Genomic DNA, 25,962 nt, shown 5'->3' with positions numbered 1-25,962 from the left:
CGGCACGGACCAGACGTCGCCGGTCGCTGCGGTCGAGGTGCTCCGCCACGTGATCGCGCCGGGCGATCAGATCGTCGCGGAGCCGCGCCTGCGCCACGGGACACCGCAGTGGATCGCGAGCGGAGGAGCGGTGCCGCTCGGGCGTCTGGCAGCGGCGTCGCAGTGACGACGCTCACTCCCGTGACTCAGCGGTCGACCGGCCGGCTTCGCTCCCCGGTCGCCCACGAGGTGTCCGGCGTCGGACCGACCCGGAACGACAGCGTCCCCCCGCGGTTCACCAACGAGGCCGGCACCCACGAGCGGTCCAGCCGGCGCCCGTCCAACCGGGCGTCCTGCACGGAAGGGTCCGTACCCGAGGAGCGGATGACGATGTGCTGCCCGCTCGACCGGCGGATGTCGACGGCGCGGAAGGTCGGGCTGCCGACGAGCATGTCCGCGCGGCCCGGGGTCTGCGGGAACAGCCCGATCGACGCGAAGACGTACCAGGCGCTCATCGTGCCGAGGTCGTCGTTGCCCGGCAGCCCCGACGGGCCCGTCGAGTACGCCTGGTCGACGACCTGCCGTACGGTCTCCTGCGTCTTCCAGGGCTGGCCGAGCGCGTTGTACATCCACGGCGTGTGGATGTCCGGTTCGTTCGTCGGGTCGAACTTCGTCGGGTCCCCGCCGGTCACCGCCCAGTTGCCGGAGGCGTCGTGGAAGAACGCGTCGAGTCGGGCGACCGCCTGGTCGTCACCGCCGAGCGCCGACGACAGCCCCCGGACGTCCTGCGGGACGAGCCAGGTGTACTGCGCGCTCGTGCCCTGTGCGAAGCCGGTTCCCGTCGAGGGCGACCAGCCCGGCGTCCACGACCCGTCGGCCTGTCGAGCGGCCTGGTACCCGACGGCGGGGTTGAAGGTGTTCTTCCAGTACGTGCCGCGCTCGGCGAACATCCGGGCGTCACGGGTCTTGCCGAGCGCCGCGGCCCAGTACCCGAGGGCGCTGTCCGAGATCGAGTCCTCGAGCGTCTCGGCCGCACCGCCCCAGCACGAGCAGTCGTCGTTCGCCGCGTAGTGGCGCTGCAGGTACTCGTCGAGGGCCGGCCGCTGCGCGAGGCACTGACCCGGGCAGCCGATGTCGCTCTCGGCGTCGGCGTTCTCGACCGTCGCCTGCTTCCGCAGTGAGGTGTACGCCGCCTGCACGTCGAAGTTGCGGACGCCCATCGCGTACCAGGTGGCGAGCGTCGCGGCGGAGGGATCCCCGGTCATCACGTGCGTCGGCGCGCCCAGGTGCAGCCACCGGTCCCAGATGCCGCCGTTCTGCTCGGCGAACCGGAGCATCGACTGCGCCATGTCCCCGGCGACGTCCGGCCGGAGCAGGGCGAGCAGCTGGATCTGCGCCCGGTACTGGTCCCAGCCGGAGTACGTGCCGTACACGGCCCGTTGTCCGCGGTCCATCCGGTGCACGCGGAGGTCCGGCCCGAGGTACCGGCCGTCGCGGTCGTTCAGCGTGTTCGGCTGCATGAGTGCGTGGTAGACGGACGTGTACAGCTGCGTGGTCCGGTCCGCCGTGCCACCGCTGACCTGGATGCGGGACAGCTCCCGGTTCCAGGAGGCGCGGGTCGCCGCCGCGACGCTGCTGACGGTCGCGTGGCGACCCACCTCGGCATCGCGGTTCGCCACCGCGCCGGCGGCACTCACGTACGAGATGCCGATGCGCGCGTGCACCGTCGCACCGCGACGCGCGTCGAACCCGACCCACGCGCCGGAGCCGCGTCCGGCACGGTCGGCGCCGGTGAGGTACCCCTCCCCACCGGAGGAGGACGTGCCTCCAGGCCGGACCGTGCCGTCCTGCCAGGTGCCGGTGCTCGTGAACGGGCGGTCGAAGGTGGCCGTGAAGTACAGGCGGTAGTAGCTGCGGCGGTCGGGGTTCGTCGCGCCGCCGCCGTTCGCGCGGCGGCTGCAGAAGCCGCCCGTCAGCACGCTGCCGCTCACCGTGCGGGTGCGGGCGTCGATGGTGGTGGTCGCGGCCTCGCTGCCGTTGATCGAGTTCGACGTCCGGAAGAGCAGGTTCGCCGCCGAGCCGGCAGGGAAGGCGAACTCGCCGACGCCGGCACGCGTCGTGACCGCCAGGTCGGTGCGGACGCCGTTGTCGAGCGCGACCGCGTAACGGCCGGGGCTCGCGGACTCCCGGTCGTGCGAGTAGCCCGAGGCGTAGAGGGCGTCGGTCGTGTCTGCCGAGGGCGAGGTCGTGACGGGCGACGTGACCGGCATGATCGGCACGTCACCGGCGGCCCCCGGCGCGCACCCGGCGCCGTTGAGGTGGGTCAAGCTGAAGCCGCGCAGACGGTTGACGTCGTACGAGTAGCCGTTCGCGACCGGGGTCGACGTCTGGTCGCCCGCCGTGCCCGTCGGGCTCCACTGCATCATCCCGAACGGGGCGGTCGCTCCCGGCCAGGTGTTGCCGTCGCCGCTCGTGCCGATGAACGGGTCGACGTACCGGGCAGGGCCGGTCGTCGTGCGGCCCGGCGGGGTCGCCTCGGCCGGGGCAGCGACGGCCATGGTGCCGAGGAGTGCGGCGATCGTGGCGACCGCGACGAGCGGGACCGACCACCGCCCCGGTACGGAGGCGGACTGACGGAGCGGGCGACGCTGCACGCGGGAACGGTTCACGAGGGTGACGGTAGACCCCTCGGACGGGGGGCGTGTGGTCAGGGCGTCACGCCGGCGATGCCGCCCCGGGCAGCACCGAGCCGTACGGCCACAGGACCCAGCGTCCGGTGCCCACCTCGGGGCAGTGCTCCAGCATCGCCTGGCGGGTGACCTGGTGGTCGGCCGGTGCGCGCCGGTACATCAGTTCGACGAGGTCGACGTCGTGCTCGACGTGACCGTCGTTCCAGCGCGCGTCGAAGCGCACGCGGCGGACCGGTCTGCGGAGCCACCTGGACCGCTCGATGGCCGCCGTCGCCCGGAACTCCACGGGGTCGAAGTCCTGCACGGGTCCATCCTGCCCCGGACGCCGGTCCTGTCGGGGCGCGACGTGCGACCGCAGCTGCAGCTGGGCGCGAGCACCGACGACGGCGCGGTGTCAGGATGACGGCATGAGCGTCATGGTGAGCGTGTTCGATGCCCAGCGCAGCCGCACGAGCGAGAAGTACACGGCCTACCCACCCGAGGTGCTGCCGATGTTCGTCGCCGAGATGGACTCGGTGCCCGCCGAACCCGTGCGAGAGGCCCTCGAGCGCGCTGTCCGCGACGGTGACACCGGGTACGTCGGGCACACGCGAGTGCTCCCCGAGGTGTTCGCCGACTTCGCCGGTCGCCGGTGGGGCTGGGACGTCGACCCCGACCTCGTGCGCACGACGACGGACGTCTCGGTCGCTGCGGTCGAGGTGCTCCGCCGCGTGATCGCGCCGGGCGACCAGGTCGTCGTGATGCCGCCGGTCTACCCGCCGTTCTGGGACTACGTGCACGAAGCCGGCGGCACGGTGACCGAGGTCCCGCTCCTCCCGCCGCCGGGTGACCCCGACCCCTTCGACACCACGGCCGGGTGGTGCATGGACCTCGACGGGGTCGCTCGTGCGATGGCCGACGGCGCTCGGACCGTCCTGCTCTGCAACCCGCACAACCCCCTCGGCCTCGTGCACGCCCGCGAGGACCTCGTGGCGCTCGCCCGGCTCGCCGCGGAGTGGGACGCCGTCGTCGTGTCGGACGAGATCCACGCCCCCCTCGTGCACGCGGACGCGGTGTTCACCCCGTTCCTGACCTGCGGCCCCGAGGCGGTCGAGCACGGCGTCGCCCTGACCAGCGCGAGCAAGGCGTGGAACCTGGCGGGGACGAAGTGCGCGCTGATGGTCGGAGCGTCCGAGCGGGCGCGCGGCTGGTTGGACGGGCTGCCCGTCGAGGTCGTCGAGCGCACCGGGATCCTCGGGTACACCGCGAGCGTGGCGGCGTTCCGCGACGGAGAGCCGTGGCTCGCGTCGCTGCTCGCCGAGCTCGCGGGCAACCGCAGGGTGCTCGCCGAGGAGCTCGGCACCGCCCTGCCCGGTGCCGGGTACCGGCAGCCGCAGGCGTCCTACCTCGCCTGGCTCGACCTGCGCGCGCTGCCGTGGGGCGACGACCCGGCGCGGGTCCTGATCGAGCGGGCGAACGTGGCGTTGTCGAACGGCCGGGACTTCGGCCGACCGGGCATCGGCCACGCCCGGCTCAACTTCGGCTGCTCCGAGGAGACCCTGCGCGAGGGCCTCGCGCGCCTGGCGTCAGCACGCTGACGTCGTCCCGTTCGCAACACGCAACGGGAACGTCAGCTCGCAGCGACATCCCGCTGCGAGGAACCGCCGACGTTGCGTTTTGCGGGAGCTACTCGAAGCGCTGCCACTCCGGCTTGTTCGCGTACGTGTAGCGGTAGTAGTCGGCGAGCCGGAGGCCGGCGGCGGCTTCCTCGTCCACCACGACGGTCGCGTGCTCGTGCAGCTGCAGCGCCGACCCGGGCACGAAGGACGACAGCGGCCCCTCGACCGCCGCGGCGACCGCGTCGGCCTTCGAGGAGCCCTGCGCGACGAGGACGAGCTCGCGGGCCTCGAGGATCGTGCCGAGCCCCTGCGTCATGCAGTGCGTCGGCACCTGGTCGAGGGAGTCGAAGAACCGGGCGTTCGCCTCCCGCGTCGACGGCGCGAGGGTCTTGATGCGGGTGCGGGACGCGAACGACGACGTCGGCTCGTTGAACCCGATGTGCCCGTTCGCCCCGATGCCGAGGATCTGCACGTCGACCCCACCGGCGGCACGGATCGCGGCGTCGTACTCCTTCGCCGCGAACGCCAGGTCCCCGGCGCGGCCGTCCGGTACCCGCACACGCGAGGGGTCGAAGCCGAGCGGCTCGACGACGTCGCGGGCGATGACCGACGCGTAGGACTCGGGGTGCTCCAGCGGGATGCCGACGTACTCGTCGAGGGCGAACCCGCGGGCGGCCCCGAAGGACACCTCGCCCGCCTCGACCCGGCGGCGCAGGTCCGCGTAGATGCCCTGCGGGCTGGACCCGGTGGCGAGTCCCACGACGGCGGACGGCTTCTCGGCGACGACCGAGGCGATCTTGGCGGCAGCGACGCGGCCGACCTCGGCCGGGGTCGGCAGGATGATGATCTCCATGCACCCAGGCTACTGGTCATGACCAGTCGGCGACAGGGGTCATCGGTAGCGTTGACGCATGCCGACCCCTGACTTCGTCCTGTCCCTGCGCGAGAAGGTCGGGACCGACCCGCTCTGGATGACGGGCATCACCGCCGTCGTCACGCGCGGCGAGGGCCCCGACTGCGAGCTGCTCGTCGTCCGTCGAGCGGACAACGGTGCGCTGACACCGGTGACGGGGATCGTCGACCCGGGCGAGGAGCCCGCGGTCGCCGCCGAGCGCGAGGTCCTCGAGGAGGCCGACGTCGTCGCCGTGGCCGAGCGCCTGACCTGGGTCCACGTCCTGCCGGAGATGACGTACCCGAACGGCGACCGGGCGCAGTACCTCGACCTGGTCTTCGCCTGCCGCTACGTGTCCGGCACGCCCGCTCCGGCGGACGGCGAGAACACCGAGGCGTTCTGGGCGCGGCTCGACGCCCTGCCGGAGATGTCCGCGGACATGCTGGCGCGCGTCCACGCGGGCCTGACCGACGAGCGTGAGGCGCGCTTCGAGCGCTGACCCCCCGCCGGTACCTGGTCGTCCTCCCCCGCGGCCGAGTCTCGGGTCCAGCGACGGATCTCGGGCGGTGCGGCCCGCGATCCGTCGCGCAGCCCGAGAATCGGCGGCACGGCCCCGGGTTCCCGACCGCTACGCGAGCGGGGCGACCGCGACCGGCGCGCCGAGCAGCCGCAGCGCGACCGCGTCGCCCGTGGTGCGGCGGTCCCCGACCTCGTGCTGGACCGTCACGACGGTGTCGTCGTCGAGTCGCACCGTCGTGCGGCGGATCGAACCGAGGAAGCTCGAGGCGACGACCGTGCCGGTGACACCCTCGGCGGCGAATGCGACGTCCTCGGGCCGGACGAACGCGGTGACCGGGCCGTCGGGGGTCCCCGCGTCGAGGGCCGGCACCCGGAACCCGTAGACGAAGACGTCGCCGTCGCGCAGGTCGCCCGGGAGCCGGTTCGACTGCCCGACGAAGTCCGCGGCGAAGGCCGACACCGGGCGGCGGTACAGCTCCTCGGGCGTGCCGACCTGCTCGATGTCGCCCGCGTTCATCACGGCGATGCGGTCGGAGACGGCGAGCGCCTCCTCCTGGTCGTGGGTCACGAACACGGTCGTGATGCCGAGGTCGGTCTGGATGCGGCGGATCTCGTCGCGCAGGGAGACCCGGACCTTGGCGTCGAGCGCGGAGAGCGGTTCGTCGAGCAGGAGCACCCGGGGCCGGGTGACCAGGGCACGGGCGAGGGCGACGCGCTGCTGCTGACCGCCGGAGAGCTGGTGCGGCCACCGGTCGGCGAAGTCGACGAGGTGCACCATGTCGAGTGCCTCGACGACCCGCTCGCGGCGGGCAGCCGCTGGCACCTTGCGCATCTCGAGCCCGAACGCCACGTTCTGCCGCACGGTCATGTGCGGGAACAGGGAGTACTGCTGGAACACCATGCCGATGTCCCGCTTCTCGACGGGTACCGCGGCCACGTCGGCGCCGTCGATGCGGATCGCGCCGGCGTCGATCGCCTCGAGCCCGGCGAGCGCCCGGAGCGCGGTGGTCTTCCCGCAGCCGGACGGACCGAGCAGGGAGACGAACTCCCCCGGTTCGACGCGGAGCGACAGACCGGCGAGGGCGCGGTGGGAGCCGTAGCGCTTCTCGACCGCCTCGAGCTCGACGGCCGCACCCGTGGTGATCAGCGATGTGGGGGCGGCGGGGGCGGTCGTGGTCATGCGGGCTCCTTCGGGGTGCGCTGGCGGGCCGCTCCGACCCGGCCGATGAGGACGAGCAGGACGAACCCGAACAGCAGCGCGGCGAGCGAGAAGACCGCCGCGACGTACGGGTCGGTGGACTGCACGAGCAGCAGCGCGGTCTGGAACGTGGTGCGGGAGAGGAACGAGGCGAGGGTGTACTCGCCCAGGACGACCGTGATGGTCAGGAAGCACGCGGCGGTGATGCCGCGACGGAGGTTCGGCAGCAGGATCCGCCAGGTGACCGTCCACCACGATGCGCCGAGCGACCGGGCGGCCTCGGCGAGCACGGTGACGTCGATCGCGGTCAGCGCCGCCGCGATCGGGCGGAAGGCGAAGGGCAGCGAGACGATGCCGATCGCGAACGCGAGCGTCCAGGCGCCGGAGCCGAAGACCTGCGCCACCACCTGGTACACGGGGATGAACCCGACGACGAGCACCACGACCGGCACGGTGATCGGGACCAGGCAGACGAACTCGAGCACGCGGCGCAGGCGGGGGTAGCGGAGCGCGGTGACGATCTGTGCGGGCAGGAGGACGAGCAGCACGATGCCGACGGTGATGACCGCGATGAGCAGTGATGCGCCGAGACCGTCGAACACCGGCTGGTAGGTGACGGCGTTCACGGGATCGACGATCGCGGCGTAGTGGTCCAGGGTGAGTGCACCGTCGGTGCCCTGGCGGAACGTGAACTGTGCCAGGGCGACCAGCGGGACCGCGAAGACGAGCCCGACCACGGTGAGCACCACGACGGCGGTGACCCGCGACGGGGCGACGCCGGAGCGGCGGGGGCGGGCCGCGTTTCCCGGCCGGGTCCGCGGACGCGACGGGACGGCGGCGCTCATCGCTGCCACCTGGCGGCGCGGCGCTGGAGCAGCGAGTACGCCGCCATCACGACGGCCATCACGACCACCATGCCGAGGGCGAGCACACCGGCGACGTTCTGCAGGCCGATGATCGTCTCGCTGGTGAGCTGCGCGCGGATGGTGAGGGGGACGATGCCGCCCTGCGAGATCAGCGCCGCAGCGGTCGCGAACGACGAGAACGCGTTCGCGAAGAGGAGCAGGAGCGAGCCCCAGAACGCCGGCGCGAGCACGGGGAGCGCGATCCGACGCCAGTACGTCGCACGTGAGGCGCCGAGTGTCGCGGCGGCCTCGCCCCACTGGCCACGGACGCCCTCGAGGGCGGGCATGAACGTGAGGACCATCAGCGGCACCTGGAAGTACACGTAGGGGATGACGAGCCCGGGGACCGTGTAGAGGAAGGTCCCGCCGGCGTTGAGGTCGAGGCCGAACGCGGACACGAGCCACGTGGTCACGAGCCCCTGCGCGCCGATCGTCGCGATGAAGGCGAACGCGAGCATGACGCCGCCGAACTGGGCGAGGACGCTCGCGGCGGCGTCGATCATCGACCGGACCAGTCCGTCCGGTCGGAGTGCCGCGAGCGCCCAGCAGACCAGGGCACCGACGACGGCACCGATCACGGCGGACGCGGCGGAGAGGCCGAACGAACCGCCGAACGCCCGGAGCACGGACGGGTCGGTGAACGCCGCGAGGTTCGCGAACGTGAACGCGCCGTCACCGGTGAGGAAGCCGCTGCCGATCGCGATCACGGCCGGGACCGCGAGGAACAGCAGGACGTAGACGGCGAAGGGGGTGAGGCCGAGCCACGCGAGGCCGGGGCGACGGCCCCGGGCCCCGGTGCTGCGGGTGGCCGCATCGGCGCCGGCCGGTTCGACGGGGGCCGCTGCCGCGCTGGTGACGGCGGGGACCGGCACTGCCGTGCCCGCGCCCGGGGCGAACGCGCTGCCGCCCGGCGCCGATGCGGTCGTCATGGCTGTCAGGACCCCATCGTGGCGGACCACTTCGCCGCGAGCACCTTCGCCGCGTCGGTGACCTGGGCGTCGGTCAGCTCGACGTAGTCCTTCGGCATGCCGCCGGCGGCCTCCAGGGCGTCCTGGTCGACTGTGCCCGACTGCTGCATCGCCGCGAGGGTCGACGGGAAGGCGCCGGCCTGCAGGTACAGGTTCTGCGCTTCCGGGCTGGCGATGTACTCCTGCCAGAGGCGGGCCGCCGCGGGGTGCGGGGCGTCCTTGTTGATGGCCTGCGAGTAGTACGAGCCGAGGGCCTGCCCCTCGGGGACGACCGTCTTCCAGTTCTTGTTGCCCGATGCACCCGCAGCCGGCCCCCACGCGAGGTTGTTGTACGACCACTGGACGACGACCGGGGTCTCCCCCGAGGCGACGGTGGCCTGCGACGGCAGGACGTTCTGGAAGTTGCCGGCCTGCTTCAGCTTGCCGAAGAACTCGACACCGGGGGTGATGTCGTCGGCGGAGCCACCGTTCTCGAGTGCGGCGAGGTAGACGGCCGACGCGGCCTGGTTGGCCTGCGTGGGGTCGCCGGCGATCGAGACCTTGCCCTTGTACTCGCTGCCGAGCAGGTCGTTCAGGTCCTTCGGGGCGTCCGAGATCTTCGACGAGTCGTACCCGATCGACATGAGCCCCGTGTAGTCGCGCGTCCACTTGCCGTCGGCGTCCTTCAGGGTGTCCGGGATGTCCGACCAGTTCGCGACCTTGTAGTCCGTGAGCAGGTCGAGGTTCTGCTGCAGGACCGCGTTGCCGAGGTCCAGGACGTCGGGTGCCGTGGACTGGCCCTTCTGCGACTTCACCGCGGCGACCTCGTCGGCGCTCGAACCGTTCGGGTTCGCCGACGCGACCTTGATGCCGTACTGCTTCGTGAAGCCGTCGATGATCTTGCCGTAGTTGGCCCACGACGGCGGCAGCGCGATGACGTTGAGCTGGCCCTCGGCCTTCGCGGCCTTGACGAGCGCGTCCATGCCGCCCGCCGACTCGGCGCTCGTGGCGGTCTTCCAGTCGGCGTCGCCGGCGCCGGTGCTCGTGCTCGCCGAGCTCGTGGCCGAGCAACCGGCCAGGGTGACGACTGCTGCTGCGGCCAGGGCGATGCCGGCCAGGGTGCGGGTGTGCTGCACGGGGTGTGCCTTCCGGGTGCGGTGGGGGTTCGGGTACCCGGGGTCCGGGTTCGGCACGATCGTGGACGCGCCCGGTTTCCGGGTCGTGCTGCGGCGGTGAACGGTGGCGGAACAGCGCGTGCGGCTGTACGGTTTCGCTGCCGGGAGCGGCCCTGGTGGTCGCGTCCGCCAGGACGCGACGGCCGCGTCCGCCAGGACGCGACGGTCGCGTCCGACGACAGCCGGGAGGCACGGGTGCAGTTCACGACGACGGTGCTGCAGGCGAGGAAGACGGCGACCGGACTGCCCGTCCCGGAGTCCGTCATCGAGGCGCTCGGCTCCGGGAAGCGCCCGGCCGTGGTCGTCACGATCGACGGCGGCTACACCTACCGCTCCACCGTCGGGGTGATGGGCGGGCAGTTCCTGGTCCCGCTCTCCGCGGAGCACCGGACGGCCTCGGGGATCGCCGCCGGCGACACCGTCGAGGTCACGCTCGAGGTCGACACCCTGCCGCGGACGGTCGAGCTGCCGTCCGACCTGGCAGCAGCGCTCGACGAGGCCGGGGTGCGCGCGGCGTACGAGACCCTGTCGGCGTCACGGCAGCGAGCGCTCGTCGACCCGGTGCTCGCCGCGAAGGCCCCGGAGACGCGGCAGCGCCGGGTCGACAAGGCCGTGGAGACCCTGCGCGGCTAGGCGGGTGCGGGTGGGGCCCTGTCTGGCGCTGGCGCTGGCGCTGGCTGTGGCGCTGGCGCTGGCTCTGGCGCTGGCCCTGACCCTGGCCCTGACCCTGGCCCTGGCCCTGGCCCTACGGGACCAGGTGAACTCGGGCGTACCTCTGCGTTCCGGGCGTACCTGGTCGTTCCGTTCCGCCAGGTACGCCCGTTCCGACCAGGTATCGCAGCCGTTCTGGGAAGGAACGGGCGACGTCGTCAGCCGCCGAGCTCGACCAGGACGCGCGGGATCTCGGTGAGGAGCTCGCTGGCCAGGTAGCCCAGCGGCCCGACCTGCACCGCGAGTCGGTCCCCGGCGGCCGCGTGCACGTAGGACGCCCAGGCGACCGCCTGTGCCGGATCGGCGCCGCGCGCGAGCAGCCCGACGACCACGCCGGACAGCACGTCGCCGCTGCCGCTCGTCCCGAGCCCACCGGAGCCGGTGCCCTTGATCCACGTCCGTCCGTCCGGGGCCGCGATGACGTCGGACAGCGCGACCACGGCGCCGTACCGCTCGGCGATCTCGCGGGCGTCGGCGACGTCGTCGTCCCCGCAGTCCCGCCCGAGGAGCCGCTCGGCCTCGCCGCTGTTCGGCGTGAGGACGAGACGACCGTGCAACGGCCGGAGCTGGTCCTCGACGTCCGCCGCGACGCCGAGCGCGAAGGCGTCGAGCACGACGAAGGTGTCCGGTCCGACCGCGTCGGCGATACCCGCGACCAGGTCACGCGCGCCGTCGGGCTCGTCCAGCCCGGGCCCGATGAGCACGGCGTCGGACGTGCCGGCGGTGTCGGCCACGGCGGCGAGCGCCCCCACCACGACGTGCCCGTCGTCGTCCTCGTCCAGTGGGACCACGCCGGACTCGGGCACGGCCACGGCCACGTGCTTCGCGACGCTCGCGCCGACGGCCAGGGTGAGCCGCCCGGCACCGACCCGGAGTGCGGCGAGGGCGGAGAGCATCGCCGCCCCGGGCGTGTACGCGGCGCCGCCGATGACGAGCACCTGACCGCGGCCGTACTTGCCGGCGCCGGGCTCCGGCAGCGCCCACTCGCGGAGGACGTTCGGCGTGATGTGCTGCGGGGCATCGGGTTCAGTCGACACGGGCGTCGTCCTTCCGGCCGCTGTGCTCGGTGACCTCGTCGTCGTCGAGGTGCCCCACGGCGGAGAACTCCTCGAGGGTCCACGGAGAACCCGGTCCGTCTCGGTGCAGTCGTGTGAGCGAGGCGTTCGCCACCGTGTGGTCCTCGGCGAAGGCCATCAGTGCGTGCTCGTCGAGGTCGAGGCAGACGGCGACGGTGAGCATCACGACCGCGTCGTGCGCGGCGACGAGCAACCGTCCGGGGCCCTCGAGCCGGTCGACGTCCGTCAGCACGGTGCGGAGGCGGAGCATCACGTCCGCCCAGGACTCCCCGCCAGCAGGGCGGTGGTAGTACTTGCCGAGCCACTGTCGTCGGCGTTCCTCGTCCGGGTACCGGTTGCGAACGCCGTCGCGGGTGAGCAGGTCGAGGACGCCGAGCTCTCGGTCGCGGAGTCGTTCGTCGACCCGCTTGGGCGGCTCGGTCAGTCCGCCGGCGTCGAGCGCGATGCCGATCGTCTGCTGCGCCCGGCGGTAGGGCGAGACCCACAGCGCCACCGGGACGTCGTCGACGCCGCGGTCGGCGAGCTCCTGCCCGAGCGCTCGGGACTGCTCCTCCCCCAACGGACTGAGCGGGACGTCGGCGTCGCGATGGTCGACCTCGATGACGTCGGCGCCCGCGGCCTCGGCTCTGGCAGCGGCGACGTTCGCGCTCGACTCCCCGTGGCGGACGAGCCAGATCTCGGTGACAGCCATGCGCGCGACGCTAACCGTGTCCCCCTGGGCCGGCTCCCGGTCAGGTCACCCCATGCGCTGCGGCCCACACGGCGAGCTGCGGCTCGCCCGACGACCGGCGGCTGACTCGGACCGCCGCGCGAGCGCCCACTGGATCAGGCCGCTCCGGGTCGTGCGCTCCTGGCCGGTCGGACCGGGCACGGCAGTCCCGCTGCCCGGAAGCGTCGGACCAGCGCATCGGGGTCGAAGAGGTCGCGCCACTCGAGCTGGATGATCGTCCGCACGCCGGGCACGGTCAGCAGCCGCTCGTGCCGCCGCTTCTCGTCGAGGAACACCTCGGTGGGACTCCGACCTGCGAGGTACCGCTCCTGCGTGTACTTCGCTCGACCGTCGATCTCGACGACCACGCCCTGGTCCGGGAACCAGAAGTCGACCGAGAACCGGCGCCCATCGACCACGAACTCCTGCTGCAGGACCGGTCTCGGCAGCCCGAGTTCGAGGAACACCACGCGAGCGAAGGACTCTGCGGTCGACCCGGCGCGGCCGTCGGCGAGGCCGAGCACGTGCTCCGCGCGGCGGTGCCCGCGTGCTCGGCGATCGACCGCCGCAGCGAGCTCCGCCGCTCCGGTGCCGGCACGCAACGCCCCGTCCGCGACGACGACCGCGGAGCGCAGGTCGTCCCGCATCGCGATGTCGACGACGGTTCGGGGCACGGTCGTCACCCGGACACCGCGAGCCGGCAGTCGCTCGTCGGCGCGGACGGGACGCGTGTGCAGGACGAGGTCTCGCGTCCGTCCGCGGTACATCGTCTCGGGCACGGTCGCGTGCACCGGGACCTCCCAGCCCCCGAGCGCCGGGAGCCCGAGCACCGCTGCCGCTGAGGCGTGCGAGGCGACGGCCGCAGTACCGATCCGCCCGAGTCGGGCGTACACGCGCGTCACGTAGCGCTGCCGTGGGCCCGCCGAGTCCCAGCGGGTCCCCTCGACGAAGGCGTTCGGGCCGACGCGGACCAACCGGTCAGCGCCGCTCGATCGGGCTCGACGGCGCAGCGTCGTCGGGTCGCACGAGACCTCACGAGCTGGCCCCGCACGGAGGATGGGGAGTGGACGTTCCATGCCGCGATCGTGCCCGGTCTCCACCGGCCGACGTGAGCCGGAGCCGGGAACTGTGGACGAGCCTCCAGGCCGGATGCTCTGTGCAGGACGCACGTTCCTTCCCAGAACAGGTGCGATGCCAAGCACTTCCGGGCATACCTGGCGGAAAGGGAAGACCAGGTGTGCCCGGATCGACCTGGTACGCCCGATTCCGCTGGGTACGGCGAGTGCGAGACAGACCACGGCGTCACGCCCGGCGCGCGAAGCGGCGCCGGGGGAACGCACCCGTGCTCCCCCGGCGCCGCAACCTCTCCGCCGGCCCCGCTGCCTCGGGACCAGCGGCGCCTCAGCCCCGCCGCACCCGCAGCGTGACGATCTCGAACGGCCGGAGCGTCAGCACGACCGGATCCCCGGCCGTCCACGACCCGGAGCCGAGCGGTCGCTCGAGCAGGTCGACCGCCTCGACCTCGTCGACGTCGAACCCGAACGACACCCCGACGTCCGACGCCCGACCGCCCGAGGCCTCGTAGAGCCGCACGACGACGTCGCCAGACCGGTCCTCGGCGAGCTTCACGGCCTCGACGAGCACCTGCGGCGAGGACACGACGACCAGCGGCGACACCTCGGCCGAGCCGGGCACCGACCGCACCGGCAGGTTGAGCCGGTACCCCGAGTCCGCGGCGTCGAGCACCGACTCGCCCGTGCGCAGCACCGTGCGGAACACGTGGTGCCCCTGGTCGGCGTGCGGGTCCGGGAAGGTCGGTGCCCGCAGCAGCGACTCGCGCACGAGCGTCGTCGTCCCGCCGTCAGGGCGCGTCGACCGGGTGATGTCGTGCCCGTACGTCGAGTCGTTCGCGACCGCGACACCGAAGCCGGGCTCGGCGACGTGCACCCAGCGGTGCGCGGCGGTCTCGAAGCGGGCCATGTCCCACGACGTGTTCTGGTGCGTCGGCCGGTCGATGTGCCCGAACTGGATCTCGCTCGACGCGACGGACGCCCGGACGTCGAGCGGGAACGCGAGCTTGAGGAGCTTCTGCCGCTCGTGCCACTCGACCTCGGTCTCGACGAGCAGCTCCGGGCGGCCGGCGACGGCGGTGTAGCGCGTCGTCACCGACGAGGAGCCGAAGGGGCGCGTCACGACGAGCGCGTCGTCGAGCACCTCGACGGACGCCGCGGACAGCACGGTCCCGCTGCGCTGGTAGGCGCGGTCGATGTCCCACGCCTCCCACTGGTTCGGGGTGTCCCGGAACACGGTGTACTGCGCGGCCGCGGCGCCGGGCGCGATCGCGTCGCGTCCGGACGCGTGGTCGACGAACGACACGACGTGACCCTCCGCGTCGACGGTCGCGGTGACGACACCGGTGTCGAACACGAAGCGGTCGCCGTTCCGGACGGGAGGCACGGGTCGCTCCTCGTCGGACGGGGAACCACCCAGGGCGGTCACCCCTCCCGACGTGACGGGCGAGGCGTTGAACCGCACGACGGTCCCGACCTCGGCGCTGCCGCCGGCCCCGAGCGCACCGGGGCCCCGCGGAGCGTCGACCGGCGCCCCGTCGTCCCCGGCGAACGCGGTTGCGGGAGCCCCGACCCCGGCGAGCGCCGGCGCACCGCCGCTCGCGAGCGCGGTCGTCGACGCGCCGATGAGGCCCTCGAGCACCTCGGCCACCCGGGCGTACTCCGCCTCGGCGTTCTCGTACACCCACGCGATCGACGACCCCGGCAGGATGTCGTGGAACTGCTGCAGGAGCACGGTGTGCCAGACGGACTCGAGCTCGTCGTACGGGTACTCGGCGCCGAGCCGCACGGCCGCGGTCGTTGCCCAGAGCTCGGCCTCGCGGAGCAGGTGCTCGGAGCGCCGGTTGCCCTGCTTCGTGCGGATCTGCGACGTGTACGTGCCGCGGTGGAACTCGAGGTACATCTCTCCCGACCACACGGCGGGTTCCGGCAGGACGCGCTCGAGCTCCTCGAAGACGTCCGCCGGGGTGCCGAGGTCGACCCGGGGCGAGCCGTCGAGGTCGTGCTGGCGTCGGGCCGCTGCGACCATCTCGCGGGTGGGGCCGCCGCCGCCGTCCCCGAAGCCGTAGAGCAGCATCGAGGTGTTCGCGACACCGCGTTCCTTGTTGCCGCGTTCGCCGCGGTGCAGGTCGGCCGCCGAGACGTCCGAGTTGTAGGTGTCCGCCGGGGGCAGGTGCGTCAGGACGCGCGAGCCGTCGATGCCCTCCCAGTGGAACGAGGTGTGCGGGATGACGTTCGTCTCGTTCCACGAGGGCTTCTGCGTGACGAACCACTTCGACCCGGCTGCGCGGACGATCTGCGGCAGCGCCCCGGTGTAGCCGAACGAGTCGGGCAGCCAGGCCTCGGGGGTGTCGATGCCGAACTCCTCGAGGAACAGGCGCTTGCCGGCGACGAACTGCCGTGCCAGCGCCTCGCCGCCGGGCAGGTTCGTGTCCGACTCGACCCACATGCCGCCGACCGGGATCCACCGCCCCTCGGCGACGCGCTGCTTGATGCGTGCCCAGATCGACGGGTAGCCGTCGCGGATCCAGGCGTACTGCTGCGCGGACGAGCAGGCGAAGGTGAAGTCTGGGTCCTGGTCCATCAGGTCGAGCACGTTCGAGAAGGTCCTGGCGCACTTGCGGATCGTCTCGCGCACCGGCCACAGCCACGCGGAGTCGATGTGCGCGTGCCCGACGGCGACCGCCCGGCCGGCCGAGCCGGACGCACCCACGGCCAGCAGCGGTGCGAGGACCTCGCGGGTGGCGGCAGCGCTGCCGGCGACGTCGTCGGGGTCGAGGGCGTCCGCCGCACGTTCGAGGCCACGCAGGACGTCCGCGCCCCGGGTGCCGTCGGTCGGCAGCTCCGCCATCAGCCCACGGAGCACCCAGAAGTCCTGCTGGAGCTCCCACACGGTGTCGTCGCGCTCGACGAGCTCGAGGGCGCGCAGGCGGTAGATCGGCTCGGTGCCGGCGGTGGCCTTCGACCCGAGCGGCGTCGCGCCCTGGAAGTCGTCACCACCGATGTCCGGGTTCGCTGCGGCCTCGACGTAGACCTCGAACGAGCCGCCGGGTCCGACCTCGACGGGGACGGTGTCGTTGCGCGGCTCGATGCCCTTGATCGTGGAACCGTCGGAACGCCAGGCGAGCCCCTCGGCCTGGAACCCGGGCTGGCGCTTCGAGAAACCGAGGTCGACGCGGAGCTCGACGGTGGTGCCGGGCGCGACGCCGAAGTCCTCGGGCACGGTCCCGCGCACGCGGAACCACGTGGTGCCCCAGGGACGCGCGCCCCAGGCGTCACCGACCGCGAAGGGCGTGTAGTCGGCGGCGACGGCCTCGGCGAACGGCACCGGTTCGTCAGGCACCTGCCAGGCGTCGATGGTGACCGGGGCCGAGCGACGGTGCACGGCCGGGTCGATGCGGTCGCGGACGAGGCGGGCGATCCGGGCCTCGACGAGCGGTTCGTCGTGGTGCATGGAGTGGTTCCTTTCCAGCAGGGGTCGTCGGGCAGGGCGGTGCCGGGACACCGGCCCACCGGGAGTCGGAGGCAGGCGGTACCGGGGCACCGACCCTGCCGAGCAGGCGGTCAGCCCTTGATGCCGCCGGCGAGGGCGTTGCCGCCGCCGAGGCCTCGGGACACGAGCACGTAGAGGGCGATCACGGGCAGCGAGTAGACGATCGAGAACGCGGCGAGCTGCCCGTACGCGACGGCCCCGTTCTGCCCGAAGAAGTTGAAGATGCTCACCGCGGCGGGCACCTTGTCGGGCGAGAGCAGCAGCACGAAGGGGACGAAGAAGTTCCCCCACGCCTGGATGAAGACGAAGATGAAGACCACCGCGATGCCCGGACGCATGAGCGGGACGACGATCCGGGTCAGCGTCGTGAACATCGAGGCGCCGTCGGTCCAGGCGGCCTCCTCGAGCGAGATCGGCACGGAGTCCATGAAGTTCTTCGCCATCCAGATCGCCATCGGCAGGCTCGTGGCGGCGAGGAAGAAGATGCAGCCGTAGATGTTGTCGATGAGGTTGAGCGACACGAACAGCGCGTAGACGGGCACCATCATCGCCGTGATCGGCAGGCCGGTGCCGAACAGGATGCTGTACAGGAACGGCTTGTTCACGCGCATCTTGTACCGGGACAGCGGGTACGCGGCGAGGAGCGCGGCGACGACCGTCACGACCGCGGTGCCGCCGGAGAGCAGCAGGCTGTTCGCAAGCGGGACGAACGACAGCTCGGGGGTGAGCACCTGCGTGAAGTTGTCGAGCGTGAACTGCGACGGGACCTTCACGGAGAGCGAGGCCTGCGCGTCGAACGAGGCGAGCACGAGCCACAGCAGCGGTACTGCGAAGCACACGGCGATCACGAGCAGGACGACGTTCGACACCCACCGCAGGGTGCGTCCCCGCGGCGAGGTCATGTGGAGCACGCCCGGTGCGGTCACCGAGCGGGTGACGTTCGACACGGGGCGGTCAGCGGTCAGGGCCATGGTCAGTCCACCTCCGGCTTGAGCGCCTTGATGTAGATGATCGAGAACACCGCGCCGACCACGAGCAGGATCGTCGCGATCGCCGTCCCGAAGCCGAGCTGCGAGAACTGGAACGCCTCCTGGTACGCCAGGATCGGCAGGGTCGACGAGTTCGTGCCGGGGCCGCCGCCCGTCATCACGAAGATGAGCGTGAACACCGACAGGGTCTGCAGTGTCGTGAGCATGAGGTTCGTCGAGATGGACCGTCGGATGACCGGCAGGGTGATGTAGACGAGGCGCTGCCAGCCGGCGGCGCCGTCGACCTCGGCCGACTCGGTGATCTCCTCGGGCACCTCCTGCACGGCGGCCGAGTAGACGAGCATCGAGAACGCGGTGCCGCGCCAGACGTTCGCCAGGATCACCGCGATCATCGGGTACGTGTAGAGCCAGTTCGGTCCGCTGATCCCGATCGACGCCAGGAACGAGTTGAGCGTGCCCTCGTCGTGGAAGAACGCGTAGGCGGCGAACGAGGCGACGATCTCGGGCAGCACCCACGCGGCGACGACGAAGGTGCCGACGATCGCACGCACGGCCTTGTGGGCGCTGCGCATCAGGAGCGCGAGCCCGAGACCGAGCACGTTCTGGCCGACGACCGCCGAGGCGATGAGGAACACGATCGTGAGCACGACGGACTTCGGGAAGTCCGGGTCCTGGAAGAGCTCGACGTAGTTCTGGAAGCCGACGAACTGCTGGTTCGCCGCGTCGACGCCGGTCAGGGCCGCATTGGTGAAGGACCCGTAGAACGACGAGATGACCGGCCCGAGCAGGAAGATGACGAGCAGGACGACGGCGGGCAGGAGCGGGACGACCCGCGTCGCGTTGCGCAGGGGGCGCCGCTTGCGGGGTGCAGGTGGATCGGTGTGGTTCGGTGAACCGGGCGCCGACAGCGTCGGCGCGAGAGGGGTGCTGGACACGGGGGTTGCCTTCCGGGTGCGGAGAGGGTTCCGAAGGTGGGGAGGGACGGACGGGAGTCGCGGGGCGGGACCGACCCGTCGGCCCTCGCGGGCTCGGGCCGCGCGGGGCGCATGTCGCTTCGCGACATCGCCGAGCGCCCCGCGCCCGTCCGTATGACGGTCGCGCCGCTAGCCGGCGGAGACCGTGTTGTCCTTGCCGACGACGCCCTCGACGGCCTTGTCGTAGACCGCTGCGGCCTCGGACGGCGACTGCTGGCCGGTCATCACCGACTCCATCGCGACCTGGATGGCGTTCGACACCTGTGCGTACTCGCTCGTCGCCGGACGGAAGTTGGTGTGCTCCACCAGCCCGGAGAAGAACTCGAAGGTCGGGTTGGCGCCGGTGTACTCCGGGTCCTCGGCGACGTCCTTGCGGACGGCGATCTGGCTGTTCTCGGAGTCGTACTTGATGGAGCCGTCCTTGTCGAGGAACATCGTGATGAAGTCGAACGCAGCCTGCGGGTCCTTCGACTTCGCACCGACCGAGAGCGTCCATCCACCGGACATCGAGTTGTACCCGGGCTCCTGGCCGTTCTGGGTCGGGAACGGCGCCTGACCCATCACGTCGTTCCACTCCTTCCACGGAGCGGTACCGGTCTCGAGCCAGGTGCCCGACTGCCACGAGCCGTCGAGGTCGATGGCGAGCTTGCCCTCCGGGAGCCACGTCTGGGTGATCGTGGTGCCGATGTTCGTGTCGAGGGCCTGCTGCGGGGTGGGCCCGAGGTCACCCTGGTAGACGTCCTCGATGAACTGCAGCGAGTCCTCGAACTGCTTCGAGCCGACGACCCACTTCTTGTCCTTGTAGAGCGTGTTCCCGTCACCGTCCGCGCCGTACAGGAGCATCTCGAAGCCCTGCATGGTGGACGCCTCGCCCTGGGCCTTGCCGGAGTAGATGTTGAACGGGATGACGTCCGGGTCCTTCTCCTTGATCGTCTTCGCGGCGGAGAGCACGTCGTCCCAGGTCTTCGGCTGCCACGGCACGGGGAGGCCGACCTTCGCGAAGACGTCCTTGTTGTACCAGAGGGCCCGGGTGTCGGTGCCCATCGGGACGCCGTAGATCTTCCCGTCCTCGCCCTCACCCGCCTGCTTCGCGTTGTCGTAGAACTGGTCCCACTCGTCCCACTTGTCCGTGTACTGGTCGATCGGCAGCAGGTAGCCGGCGTCGGCGTCGGCCTTGATGCGGAACGTGTCCTCGTAGATGACGTCGGGGGCGGTCGCGGGTGCGCGGTTCATCAGGGCGAGCTTGGTGGCGTAGTCGTCCTCCTGCGCCTGGATCGGCACGAGCTCGACCTTCTTGCCCGGGTTGGCCTTCTCGTACTCCTGCTTGACGACCTTCATCTGTGCGTCGAGCTGCTGGAAGGCGCCGAACTTCTGGTAGGCGATCTTGATCGTGTCGCTCGAGGCAGAGCCAGAGCTGGAACAGCCCGCCAGTCCGACCGCGGCGACTGCCACGGATGCGAGTCCGGCGATGATTCGGGTGCGGCGTTTCATCGGTGCTCCTTTGCACGGGATGTCCGCGGGCTCCGTCACCCGCGCGCAGGATTAGTACAGCGTGTGGACTTATTCGTGTCAAGCACTTTTCGTCACGGCTCCGCATCGGTCGCCGGGGTTGCGGCGGTGGGTGGCGTGCGCGTGCGCGTGCGCATACTCGGTGCTTCCGGGCGTACTGGGTCGGAAAGAGCACACATGGTCTGCCGGAACCACCAGGTGTGCCCGGGAGCATCAGGCATCGCGGGCGTTCTGGGAAGGAACGGGCGCCCGGCAGCGCGGGTGCGGGCAGCCCGGACCCGGATCAGGCGATGGGGGTGGCGCCGCCGGTCACCGTGATGCCGCCGACCTCGGGCACGTCGACGAGCAGCACGCTCGGACGTCCGACGTGTCGGCCCTGCCGGATCACGACGCGGCTCCCGGGCGACACCGCACCGACCGCACGCAGGTACGCGCCGGTCGAGGCAGCAGCCGAACCCGTCGCCGGGTCCTCGGTGATGCGGCCCGCGGGGAACAGGTTGCGCGCCTCGAACTCCAGCGGTGCCGTCCGGTGCAGGACCGTCACGGTGCCCTCCCACCCGTACTCCCGCTTCAGTGCGGCGAGCGCGGCCGGGTCGAAGCGGAACTGGTGGAACAGTTCGACGTCGGCGAGCACGACCACCGGGTGCCAGTTGCCCGCGAAGGACTCGAGCACCGGGAAGCCCTCGTCGACGTCGCCGACGACGAGCCCGAGCACGGCGGCGAGCCGCTCCCACCGCACGGGGTCGATCGGCCGGGTCTCGGGCTCGACGCTCGTCATCGCGACCTGCACGCTGCCGTCGGCTGCGGTCCTGGTGTCGACCACGACGTCCCCGGCAGCGGTGGAGAACACCCGGGTACCGCTTCCTTCGCGCTCGGCGAGCACGACGGCGGTGGCGACGGTGGCGTGACCGCAGAACGGGACCTCGGCGGCCGGCGAGAAGTAGCGCAGCCGAGCACCGTCGTGGGTCCGTGCGACGACGAACGCGGTCTCCGGGTACGCCACCTGCTGCGCGACCGAGAGCATCTCCTCGTCGCTCATCCCCTCGGCGTCGAGCACGATCCCCGCGGGGTTGCCGCCCCCGGGCTCAGCGGCGAAGGCGGTGTAGCGGAGGACCTCGGTGGGCATGCCCCGACGCTACCGCGCGACGACCGACCGGCGACGACGAGCCACGAGGACACCGGTACCGGCAGCCAGGATCAGGAGCGCCGCCACGATCCCGCCGCCCAGCTCGGCGCCCGTGAAGGCGAGCGCGCCCGTCGCGGGGTGGATCGTCACCCCGGTCCACCCGACCACCGTGCCGTCGAACGCGGCGACCACGATGCGGTGCTGCCCGACCGGGACGTCAGCGGGGAGGACCACGGTCACCGTGCCGTCCGCGGCGACGACCGGTGTCCCGAGCAGTCGTGCCTCGGAGAAGAGCCAGACCGCGACACGCTCCCCGACGAGCTGCGTCCCGACGGCGATCGACACCGACGATCCCGCACGGACCTCGGACGGTGCCGACACCGAGCCGCGGCTCTCGTCGGTGAGCGCCGGCGCGACCGGCGCGACCGGCGCGACCGGCGCGACCGGCGCGACCGGCGCGACCGGCGCGACCGGCGTGGTCGAACCGGGGTCAGCCGGGGCCGGGGTCGGGTCGCCGCCACCCGGAACGGGTGTCCCGCCGCCACCCGGGACGGGCGTCCCGCCGTCACCCGGAACGGGCGTCTCCCCGTCCCCCGGCGCCGGCTCCGGCGTCCCGTCGCCGTCGCCGTCGCCCGGCTCCGTCGTCGCGTCGCAGGGGTACGTCCCGGTGCGCAGCGAGTGACCGTTCGTGTCGTTGTCGTCCGCGTACCAGGTTGCTCGAGCACCGTCCACGCAGCGCCCCGAGATCGTGAAGCCCTCGTTCGCGAGCGCCCGGTCGGCGTTCGCCGGGGCCTCGTACAGCGACGCGAGCGTGAACGCCCCGTCCTGCACGTCGAACAGCGCGGTGCGGCCGGAGCAGGCCTCGTCGCAGACGACCCAGAGCGCGTCGAGCGTCGGGTCGAACTGCACCTCGGCGACGAGGGAGAACGGCGTCGCGATCGTCGCGACGCGCTGCGAGGAGCCGTCGTCCATGAGCGCGTAGGCGTACACGCTCGCGGTGCCCTCGACACCGACGAGGAAGAGCCCCTCGCCGTGCCCCGGGTACGCGGCGGGCGCGTAGGCGGCACCGGTGTGCTGGTCGACGAAGCCGCGCTCGGTCAGCCAGGAGTCCGGCACCCAGGTCACCCCCTCGAGCCCGGCGTTCGCACCGAGCCCGGGGAGGTCCGCGGCGAGGTCCCACTCGTCCGTGGCACGCAGCGCCGACTCGGACCCGTCGGTGGTGGCGAAGCGGAGGACCGCGGGACGGCTGGTCTTCGAGACGTCGTTGTCGCGCTCGGTCGACACGTACACGGCGCCCGGGTCGTCGGCCGTCACCGTCACACCCTCGGCGTCGGGCGTCCCGGTGCCGTCCGCGTAGCGCAGGTCGGTGCCCGCGGCGTTCGTCGGGGCCCATCCGCCCCGGCCGTCCGACACCAGGTGGTAGAGCAGGCCGTCCCCGTTCTGCACGGCCCAGAGCTGGCCGTCCTCCGACGAGATCGACGGCGCCCAGTCGAGGCCGCTCAGGTCGCCGGTGAAGGTGTCCTCGGCGTCGAGCACGGTCTCGTCGGGGCCACCGGGCCACGGCTCGGCCGTCACCACGCCGGCGAACCGGTTCGCAGCACCCTTGGTCGGCCCGGCGGTCTCGGCGAAGTCCCCCGTGCCGTCGGGGTTGCGGCCGTAGGTGGTCGCCGCGTGCGCGGTCCACGAGGTCGCGTCGACCGGCACCCCGCGGGCGTCCGACAGCCGCACGCTGTCCGCCTTGCCGAGCCCGAAGCCGAACTGCGCCTCGTCGAGCACGGTGAAGCCCCCGGGCGCGACGGTGGTGCCGGCGGGGACCGTCCACGCGTGGTCGTCCTCGCTGTCCTGCAGCACGTACCCGCCGAGGTCGACCGTGGTCGTCCCGACGTTCGTCAGCTCGACCCAGTCGCCCGGGGAGCCGTCCTGCGACTCGACCTCGTTGATGCGGACGGGCGAGGAGCAGTCGTTCGGCTTCCCCTTGGTCGACGCGGTGGTGTCGAGGAGCACGCCGGAGCCGTCCGGGCAGCTGCCGTACGTCACCGCGGCGTGCGCGGTCCAGGCGTACCGGAGCACCAGCGCGCCGGCCGGGTCGTAGAACCGCACGGAGTCGGCTGCGCCGAGCCCGAAGTCGAAGCCCGGGCGGGTGGTCGTCTCCTGGTCGACGACGAGGTACCCGCCGGCGGCGATCGTCGTCCCCTGCGGCAGCGTCCACGCGGTGTGCGACGCGTCGGAGTCGAGGAAGCGCCAACCGCTCAGGTCGATCGCGGCGGACGAGGTGTTGACCAGCTCCACCCAATCGGTGTCGTCGGCGTTCGACTCGACCTCGTTGATCGCGAGGCCGGCCGCTGCGCCGGTGATGACGCGGGCGCCGACGGCGGCGGCGTCGTCGCCGACGGCCGCAGAGGCGGGGCTGGCGGTCAGGACGCCGGCGGCGAGGGCGAGGCCCGTCGCGACGCCGGCACCGAGCCGCAGGGCGGGGGTGCGCATGCAGGTTCCTTCTGGTCAGGGGAGGACCTGCACGACTGTTCAGCACCCGGGCGTCCGCACGGTGGCCCGGGGGTGAACGACCGGTGTCGTGGCCGGCCACGAGACGGACGGGAGGCGCGTGGCCGGCCCGACCCGCGCCTCCCGTCCGTCGCCTGGCCGGACCACCGCATCCGCCTCCTCCCAGCAGCCACCGAGAAGATGGTCGCGACCACGCGAGCGCGTCCGGTCGGAGAGGACATCGTGTCGGAGGACACCAGCAACACCGCACTGCAGGCGATGATCGAGCGGGCCGGGCGGATCACCGCCGACGAGGCCGAGGCGCTCGACGTCGCCTGGAAGGCCGACGAGGACATCGTGGTGCCGGAGCCGAGCGCCTCGCTCGCGATCCAGGGCGGAGCGGACGGCCGGATGGTGACGAACGCGGACCTCGTGGCCGCGTGGCAGCACGCGCTCGACGCGGCCGGCGCAGCGGGTCGTGTCGAGGAGATCGAGGCGGCGCAGGAGGCGGGACGCGCGGTGAAGCACTCGGACGCCCACCTGCGTGACCGCGCCGGTGCCGAGGAAGCCGTCCGCTCGGCGGTCCTCGCGACCGGCGTGCGCGACCTCGTGTCGGACGACGAGTACGCGGTGTTGACGTCGGCCTGGCGGAAGGTGCTCGGCGAGGTCTGACACGCCGACCGGCCCGGTCGGCCGCTGCGCCGCGGGCTCAGGGGCGGGCGACGCCGCTGAAGTCCGGGGAGCCGTCCGGGGCGGCCGGCAGCGGCGTCCCGTCGACGTACCGCGGCCAGGAGAGGGCCCGCGCGCCGTCCGGCCGTCGCTCGTAGAGCAGGCCGTCGCTACCCGCGACCGTCGTGCCGCCGTCGCTTCCGGACCCTGCGGAGGCGACCGGAGCTGCGGTCTCCTGGGACACGACGGCCTGGGACACGACGGACGAGGACACGACGGACGAGGACACGACGGACGGCGAGACGACGGCCGGCGACACGACGGACGGCGAAGCAGCGGGCGCCGGTTCCGGCGTGCCCGACCAGCCGTCGACGGTCGGGGCCGCGGCGGTGGCCTGCACGCCGGGCGCATCCCCGGCTCCGGCCGCACCGCCGCCGCCCGACGTTCCGGGCCACTGGTCCGACGCGGGGCGCGGCCACACCGCTGTCGCCCCGCCGGCAGCCGCACCGGCGCCCGGCGCGAGGTGCCGTGGCCGGAACAATGCGTTGCTCAGCGGCACGACGACGGTGCCGAGCAGGTCGAGGATGACGACCACCCACACCAGCCGCCAGTACCCGCTCGCGAGGTCGGCGTCCGGGGCCAGGAGCGGCACCGAGAGCAGCAGGGCGAGCAGCGCGATCACCGCGACCGTCACCTTCGCGACGAGCTGCAGCAGCGGGGTCGGGTACCGCCGGTGGATGACGAGCAACAGGTGGACGTGCAGCAGGGCGAACCGCGCGACGAACACGACCCCGAGCCACTGCCAGAAGTGCGCGCCGACGAGCCAGATCCCGTCCCCGCCGAACGGGTCGGCCGGCACGACCCAGACCTTGACCAGGCCGGTCACCAGCAGGTACATCGACACCGCGATGCTCGCGAACGCGAACGTGCCGGACCGCCGCGAGGACACGTCGGCGTCGTACCAGGACAGCAGCGCGAAGACGACGACCACGACCACCGTCAGCAGGAGCTGCACCGCGACCCGGCCGAAGTCCCCGAGGAGCACCGCGACGATGCCCACCAGTCCGGCCGCGACGACGGCGCCGATGATCGTCCGGAAGACCAGCGGCCGGACCCTGGCCCACCGTGGGTCGATGGTCCCCGTGGCGTCGCCCGTCATCGTCATGCGGCCCTCCCTCGCGTGCGTGTCCTCGACCCTAGCGGCGCGGACACCGGCCGGACAGTGCCGCGACCGGGGGACCGACGGCCGGGG

At 72.4% G+C, this 25,962-nt stretch carries 21 protein-coding genes; 4 read left to right on the top strand and 17 right to left on the bottom strand.

The window, feature by feature from the left end:
* Window positions 1-185: 185 nt before the first annotated feature.
* Window positions 186-2,648 (bottom strand): GH92 family glycosyl hydrolase, encoded by a 2,463-nt coding sequence (locus tag QUG93_RS09110; RefSeq protein WP_289473589.1) that lies wholly within the window; start codon window positions 2,646-2,648, stop codon window positions 186-188.
* 46 nt (window positions 2,649-2,694) lie between these two features.
* Window positions 2,695-2,973 carry a hypothetical protein gene (locus QUG93_RS09105; protein ID WP_289473588.1) on the bottom strand — a complete coding sequence of 93 codons (279 nt, stop codon included), beginning with the start codon at window positions 2,971-2,973 and terminating at the stop codon, window positions 2,695-2,697.
* Window positions 2,974-3,076: 103 nt separating this feature from the next.
* On the opposite strand from QUG93_RS09105, the gene QUG93_RS09100 reads away from it, so the two are divergent.
* Complete coding sequence (locus QUG93_RS09100; RefSeq protein ID WP_289473587.1) at window positions 3,077-4,246, top strand: MalY/PatB family protein; 1,170 nt, start codon at window positions 3,077-3,079, stop codon at window positions 4,244-4,246.
* An 88-nt stretch (window positions 4,247-4,334) separates the two neighbouring features.
* Here QUG93_RS09100 and nagB read toward each other — a convergent pair whose 3' ends face one another.
* Window positions 4,335-5,120: a glucosamine-6-phosphate deaminase gene (gene nagB / locus QUG93_RS09095; protein WP_289473586.1), complete on the bottom strand. Its 786-nt coding sequence runs from the start codon at window positions 5,118-5,120 to the stop codon at window positions 4,335-4,337.
* A 58-nt stretch (window positions 5,121-5,178) separates the two neighbouring features.
* Between nagB and QUG93_RS09090 the strand changes: the two genes are divergently transcribed.
* Window positions 5,179-5,658: an NUDIX hydrolase gene (locus QUG93_RS09090; RefSeq protein ID WP_289473585.1), complete on the top strand. Its 480-nt coding sequence runs from the start codon at window positions 5,179-5,181 to the stop codon at window positions 5,656-5,658.
* Between the two features lie 129 nt (window positions 5,659-5,787).
* On the opposite strand, the gene QUG93_RS09085 is transcribed toward QUG93_RS09090, so the two are convergent.
* Genes QUG93_RS09085 through QUG93_RS09070 form a run of 4 tightly spaced genes read right to left on the bottom strand, consistent with a single transcriptional unit; the run spans window position 5,788 to window position 9,864 of the window.
* A complete protein-coding gene (locus QUG93_RS09085; protein ID WP_289473584.1) occupies window positions 5,788-6,858 on the bottom strand; it encodes an ABC transporter ATP-binding protein in 1,071 nt (356 codons plus the stop codon).
* Window positions 6,855-7,721 (bottom strand): ABC transporter permease, encoded by an 867-nt coding sequence (locus QUG93_RS09080; protein ID WP_289473583.1) that lies wholly within the window; start codon window positions 7,719-7,721, stop codon window positions 6,855-6,857. The genes QUG93_RS09085 and QUG93_RS09080 overlap by 4 nt, the downstream gene beginning before the upstream one ends.
* The gene (locus QUG93_RS09075; protein WP_289473582.1) at window positions 7,718-8,710 is read right to left on the bottom strand and encodes an ABC transporter permease; all 993 of its coding nucleotides are present in this window, start codon (window positions 8,708-8,710) and stop codon (window positions 7,718-7,720) included. The genes QUG93_RS09080 and QUG93_RS09075 overlap by 4 nt, the downstream gene beginning before the upstream one ends.
* 5 nt (window positions 8,711-8,715) lie before the next feature.
* A complete protein-coding gene (locus QUG93_RS09070; RefSeq protein ID WP_289473581.1) occupies window positions 8,716-9,864 on the bottom strand; it encodes an ABC transporter substrate-binding protein in 1,149 nt (382 codons plus the stop codon).
* Window positions 9,865-10,098: 234 nt separating this feature from the next.
* On the opposite strand from QUG93_RS09070, the gene QUG93_RS09065 reads away from it, so the two are divergent.
* Window positions 10,099-10,536, top strand: a complete 438-nt coding sequence (locus QUG93_RS09065) for a YdeI/OmpD-associated family protein (protein ID WP_289473580.1) — start codon at window positions 10,099-10,101, stop codon at window positions 10,534-10,536.
* A gap of 236 nt (window positions 10,537-10,772) precedes the next feature.
* On the opposite strand, the gene QUG93_RS09060 is transcribed toward QUG93_RS09065, so the two are convergent.
* The 9 genes from QUG93_RS09060 to QUG93_RS09020 form a co-directional block, all read right to left on the bottom strand.
* Window positions 10,773-11,651 (bottom strand): NAD(P)H-hydrate dehydratase, encoded by an 879-nt coding sequence (locus QUG93_RS09060; RefSeq protein ID WP_289473579.1) that lies wholly within the window; start codon window positions 11,649-11,651, stop codon window positions 10,773-10,775.
* Complete coding sequence (locus QUG93_RS09055) at window positions 11,641-12,381, bottom strand: histidine phosphatase family protein (protein ID WP_289473578.1); 741 nt, start codon at window positions 12,379-12,381, stop codon at window positions 11,641-11,643. Before QUG93_RS09055 ends, QUG93_RS09060 begins: the two co-directional genes overlap by 11 nt.
* Window positions 12,382-12,515: 134 nt before the next feature.
* A complete protein-coding gene (locus tag QUG93_RS09050; protein ID WP_289473577.1) occupies window positions 12,516-13,475 on the bottom strand; it encodes a hypothetical protein in 960 nt (319 codons plus the stop codon).
* A gap of 325 nt (window positions 13,476-13,800) precedes the next feature.
* Entirely contained in the window at window positions 13,801-16,923 is a 3,123-nt protein-coding gene (locus tag QUG93_RS09045) for an alpha-mannosidase (RefSeq protein WP_289473576.1), read from the bottom strand.
* Window positions 16,924-17,033: 110 nt separating this feature from the next.
* The gene (locus QUG93_RS09040; protein WP_434533096.1) at window positions 17,034-17,933 is read right to left on the bottom strand and encodes a carbohydrate ABC transporter permease; all 900 of its coding nucleotides are present in this window, start codon (window positions 17,931-17,933) and stop codon (window positions 17,034-17,036) included.
* A 2-nt stretch (window positions 17,934-17,935) separates the two neighbouring features.
* Entirely contained in the window at window positions 17,936-18,886 is a 951-nt protein-coding gene (locus QUG93_RS09035) for a carbohydrate ABC transporter permease (protein WP_434533095.1), read from the bottom strand.
* Window positions 18,887-19,054: 168 nt separating this feature from the next.
* Window positions 19,055-20,416, bottom strand: a complete 1,362-nt coding sequence (locus QUG93_RS09030; protein ID WP_289473575.1) for an extracellular solute-binding protein — start codon at window positions 20,414-20,416, stop codon at window positions 19,055-19,057.
* A gap of 301 nt (window positions 20,417-20,717) precedes the next feature.
* Window positions 20,718-21,560: a PhzF family phenazine biosynthesis protein gene (locus tag QUG93_RS09025; RefSeq protein ID WP_289473574.1), complete on the bottom strand. Its 843-nt coding sequence runs from the start codon at window positions 21,558-21,560 to the stop codon at window positions 20,718-20,720.
* A 9-nt stretch (window positions 21,561-21,569) separates the two neighbouring features.
* Complete coding sequence (locus QUG93_RS09020; RefSeq protein ID WP_289473573.1) at window positions 21,570-24,044, bottom strand: lamin tail domain-containing protein; 2,475 nt, start codon at window positions 24,042-24,044, stop codon at window positions 21,570-21,572.
* Between the two features lie 240 nt (window positions 24,045-24,284).
* On the opposite strand from QUG93_RS09020, the gene QUG93_RS09015 reads away from it, so the two are divergent.
* The gene (locus QUG93_RS09015; RefSeq protein WP_289473572.1) at window positions 24,285-24,713 is read left to right on the top strand and encodes a hypothetical protein; all 429 of its coding nucleotides are present in this window, start codon (window positions 24,285-24,287) and stop codon (window positions 24,711-24,713) included.
* Between the two features lie 37 nt (window positions 24,714-24,750).
* On the opposite strand, the gene QUG93_RS09010 is transcribed toward QUG93_RS09015, so the two are convergent.
* A complete protein-coding gene (locus tag QUG93_RS09010) occupies window positions 24,751-25,875 on the bottom strand; it encodes a hypothetical protein (protein WP_289473571.1) in 1,125 nt (374 codons plus the stop codon).
* Window positions 25,876-25,962: the final 87 nt, after the last annotated feature.

Source organism: Curtobacterium caseinilyticum, assembly GCF_030363035.1.
In the GTDB taxonomy this organism is placed as follows: Bacteria; Actinomycetota; Actinomycetes; order Actinomycetales; family Microbacteriaceae; genus Curtobacterium; species Curtobacterium caseinilyticum.
This window is presented reverse-complemented; position numbering and strand designations above follow the sequence as displayed.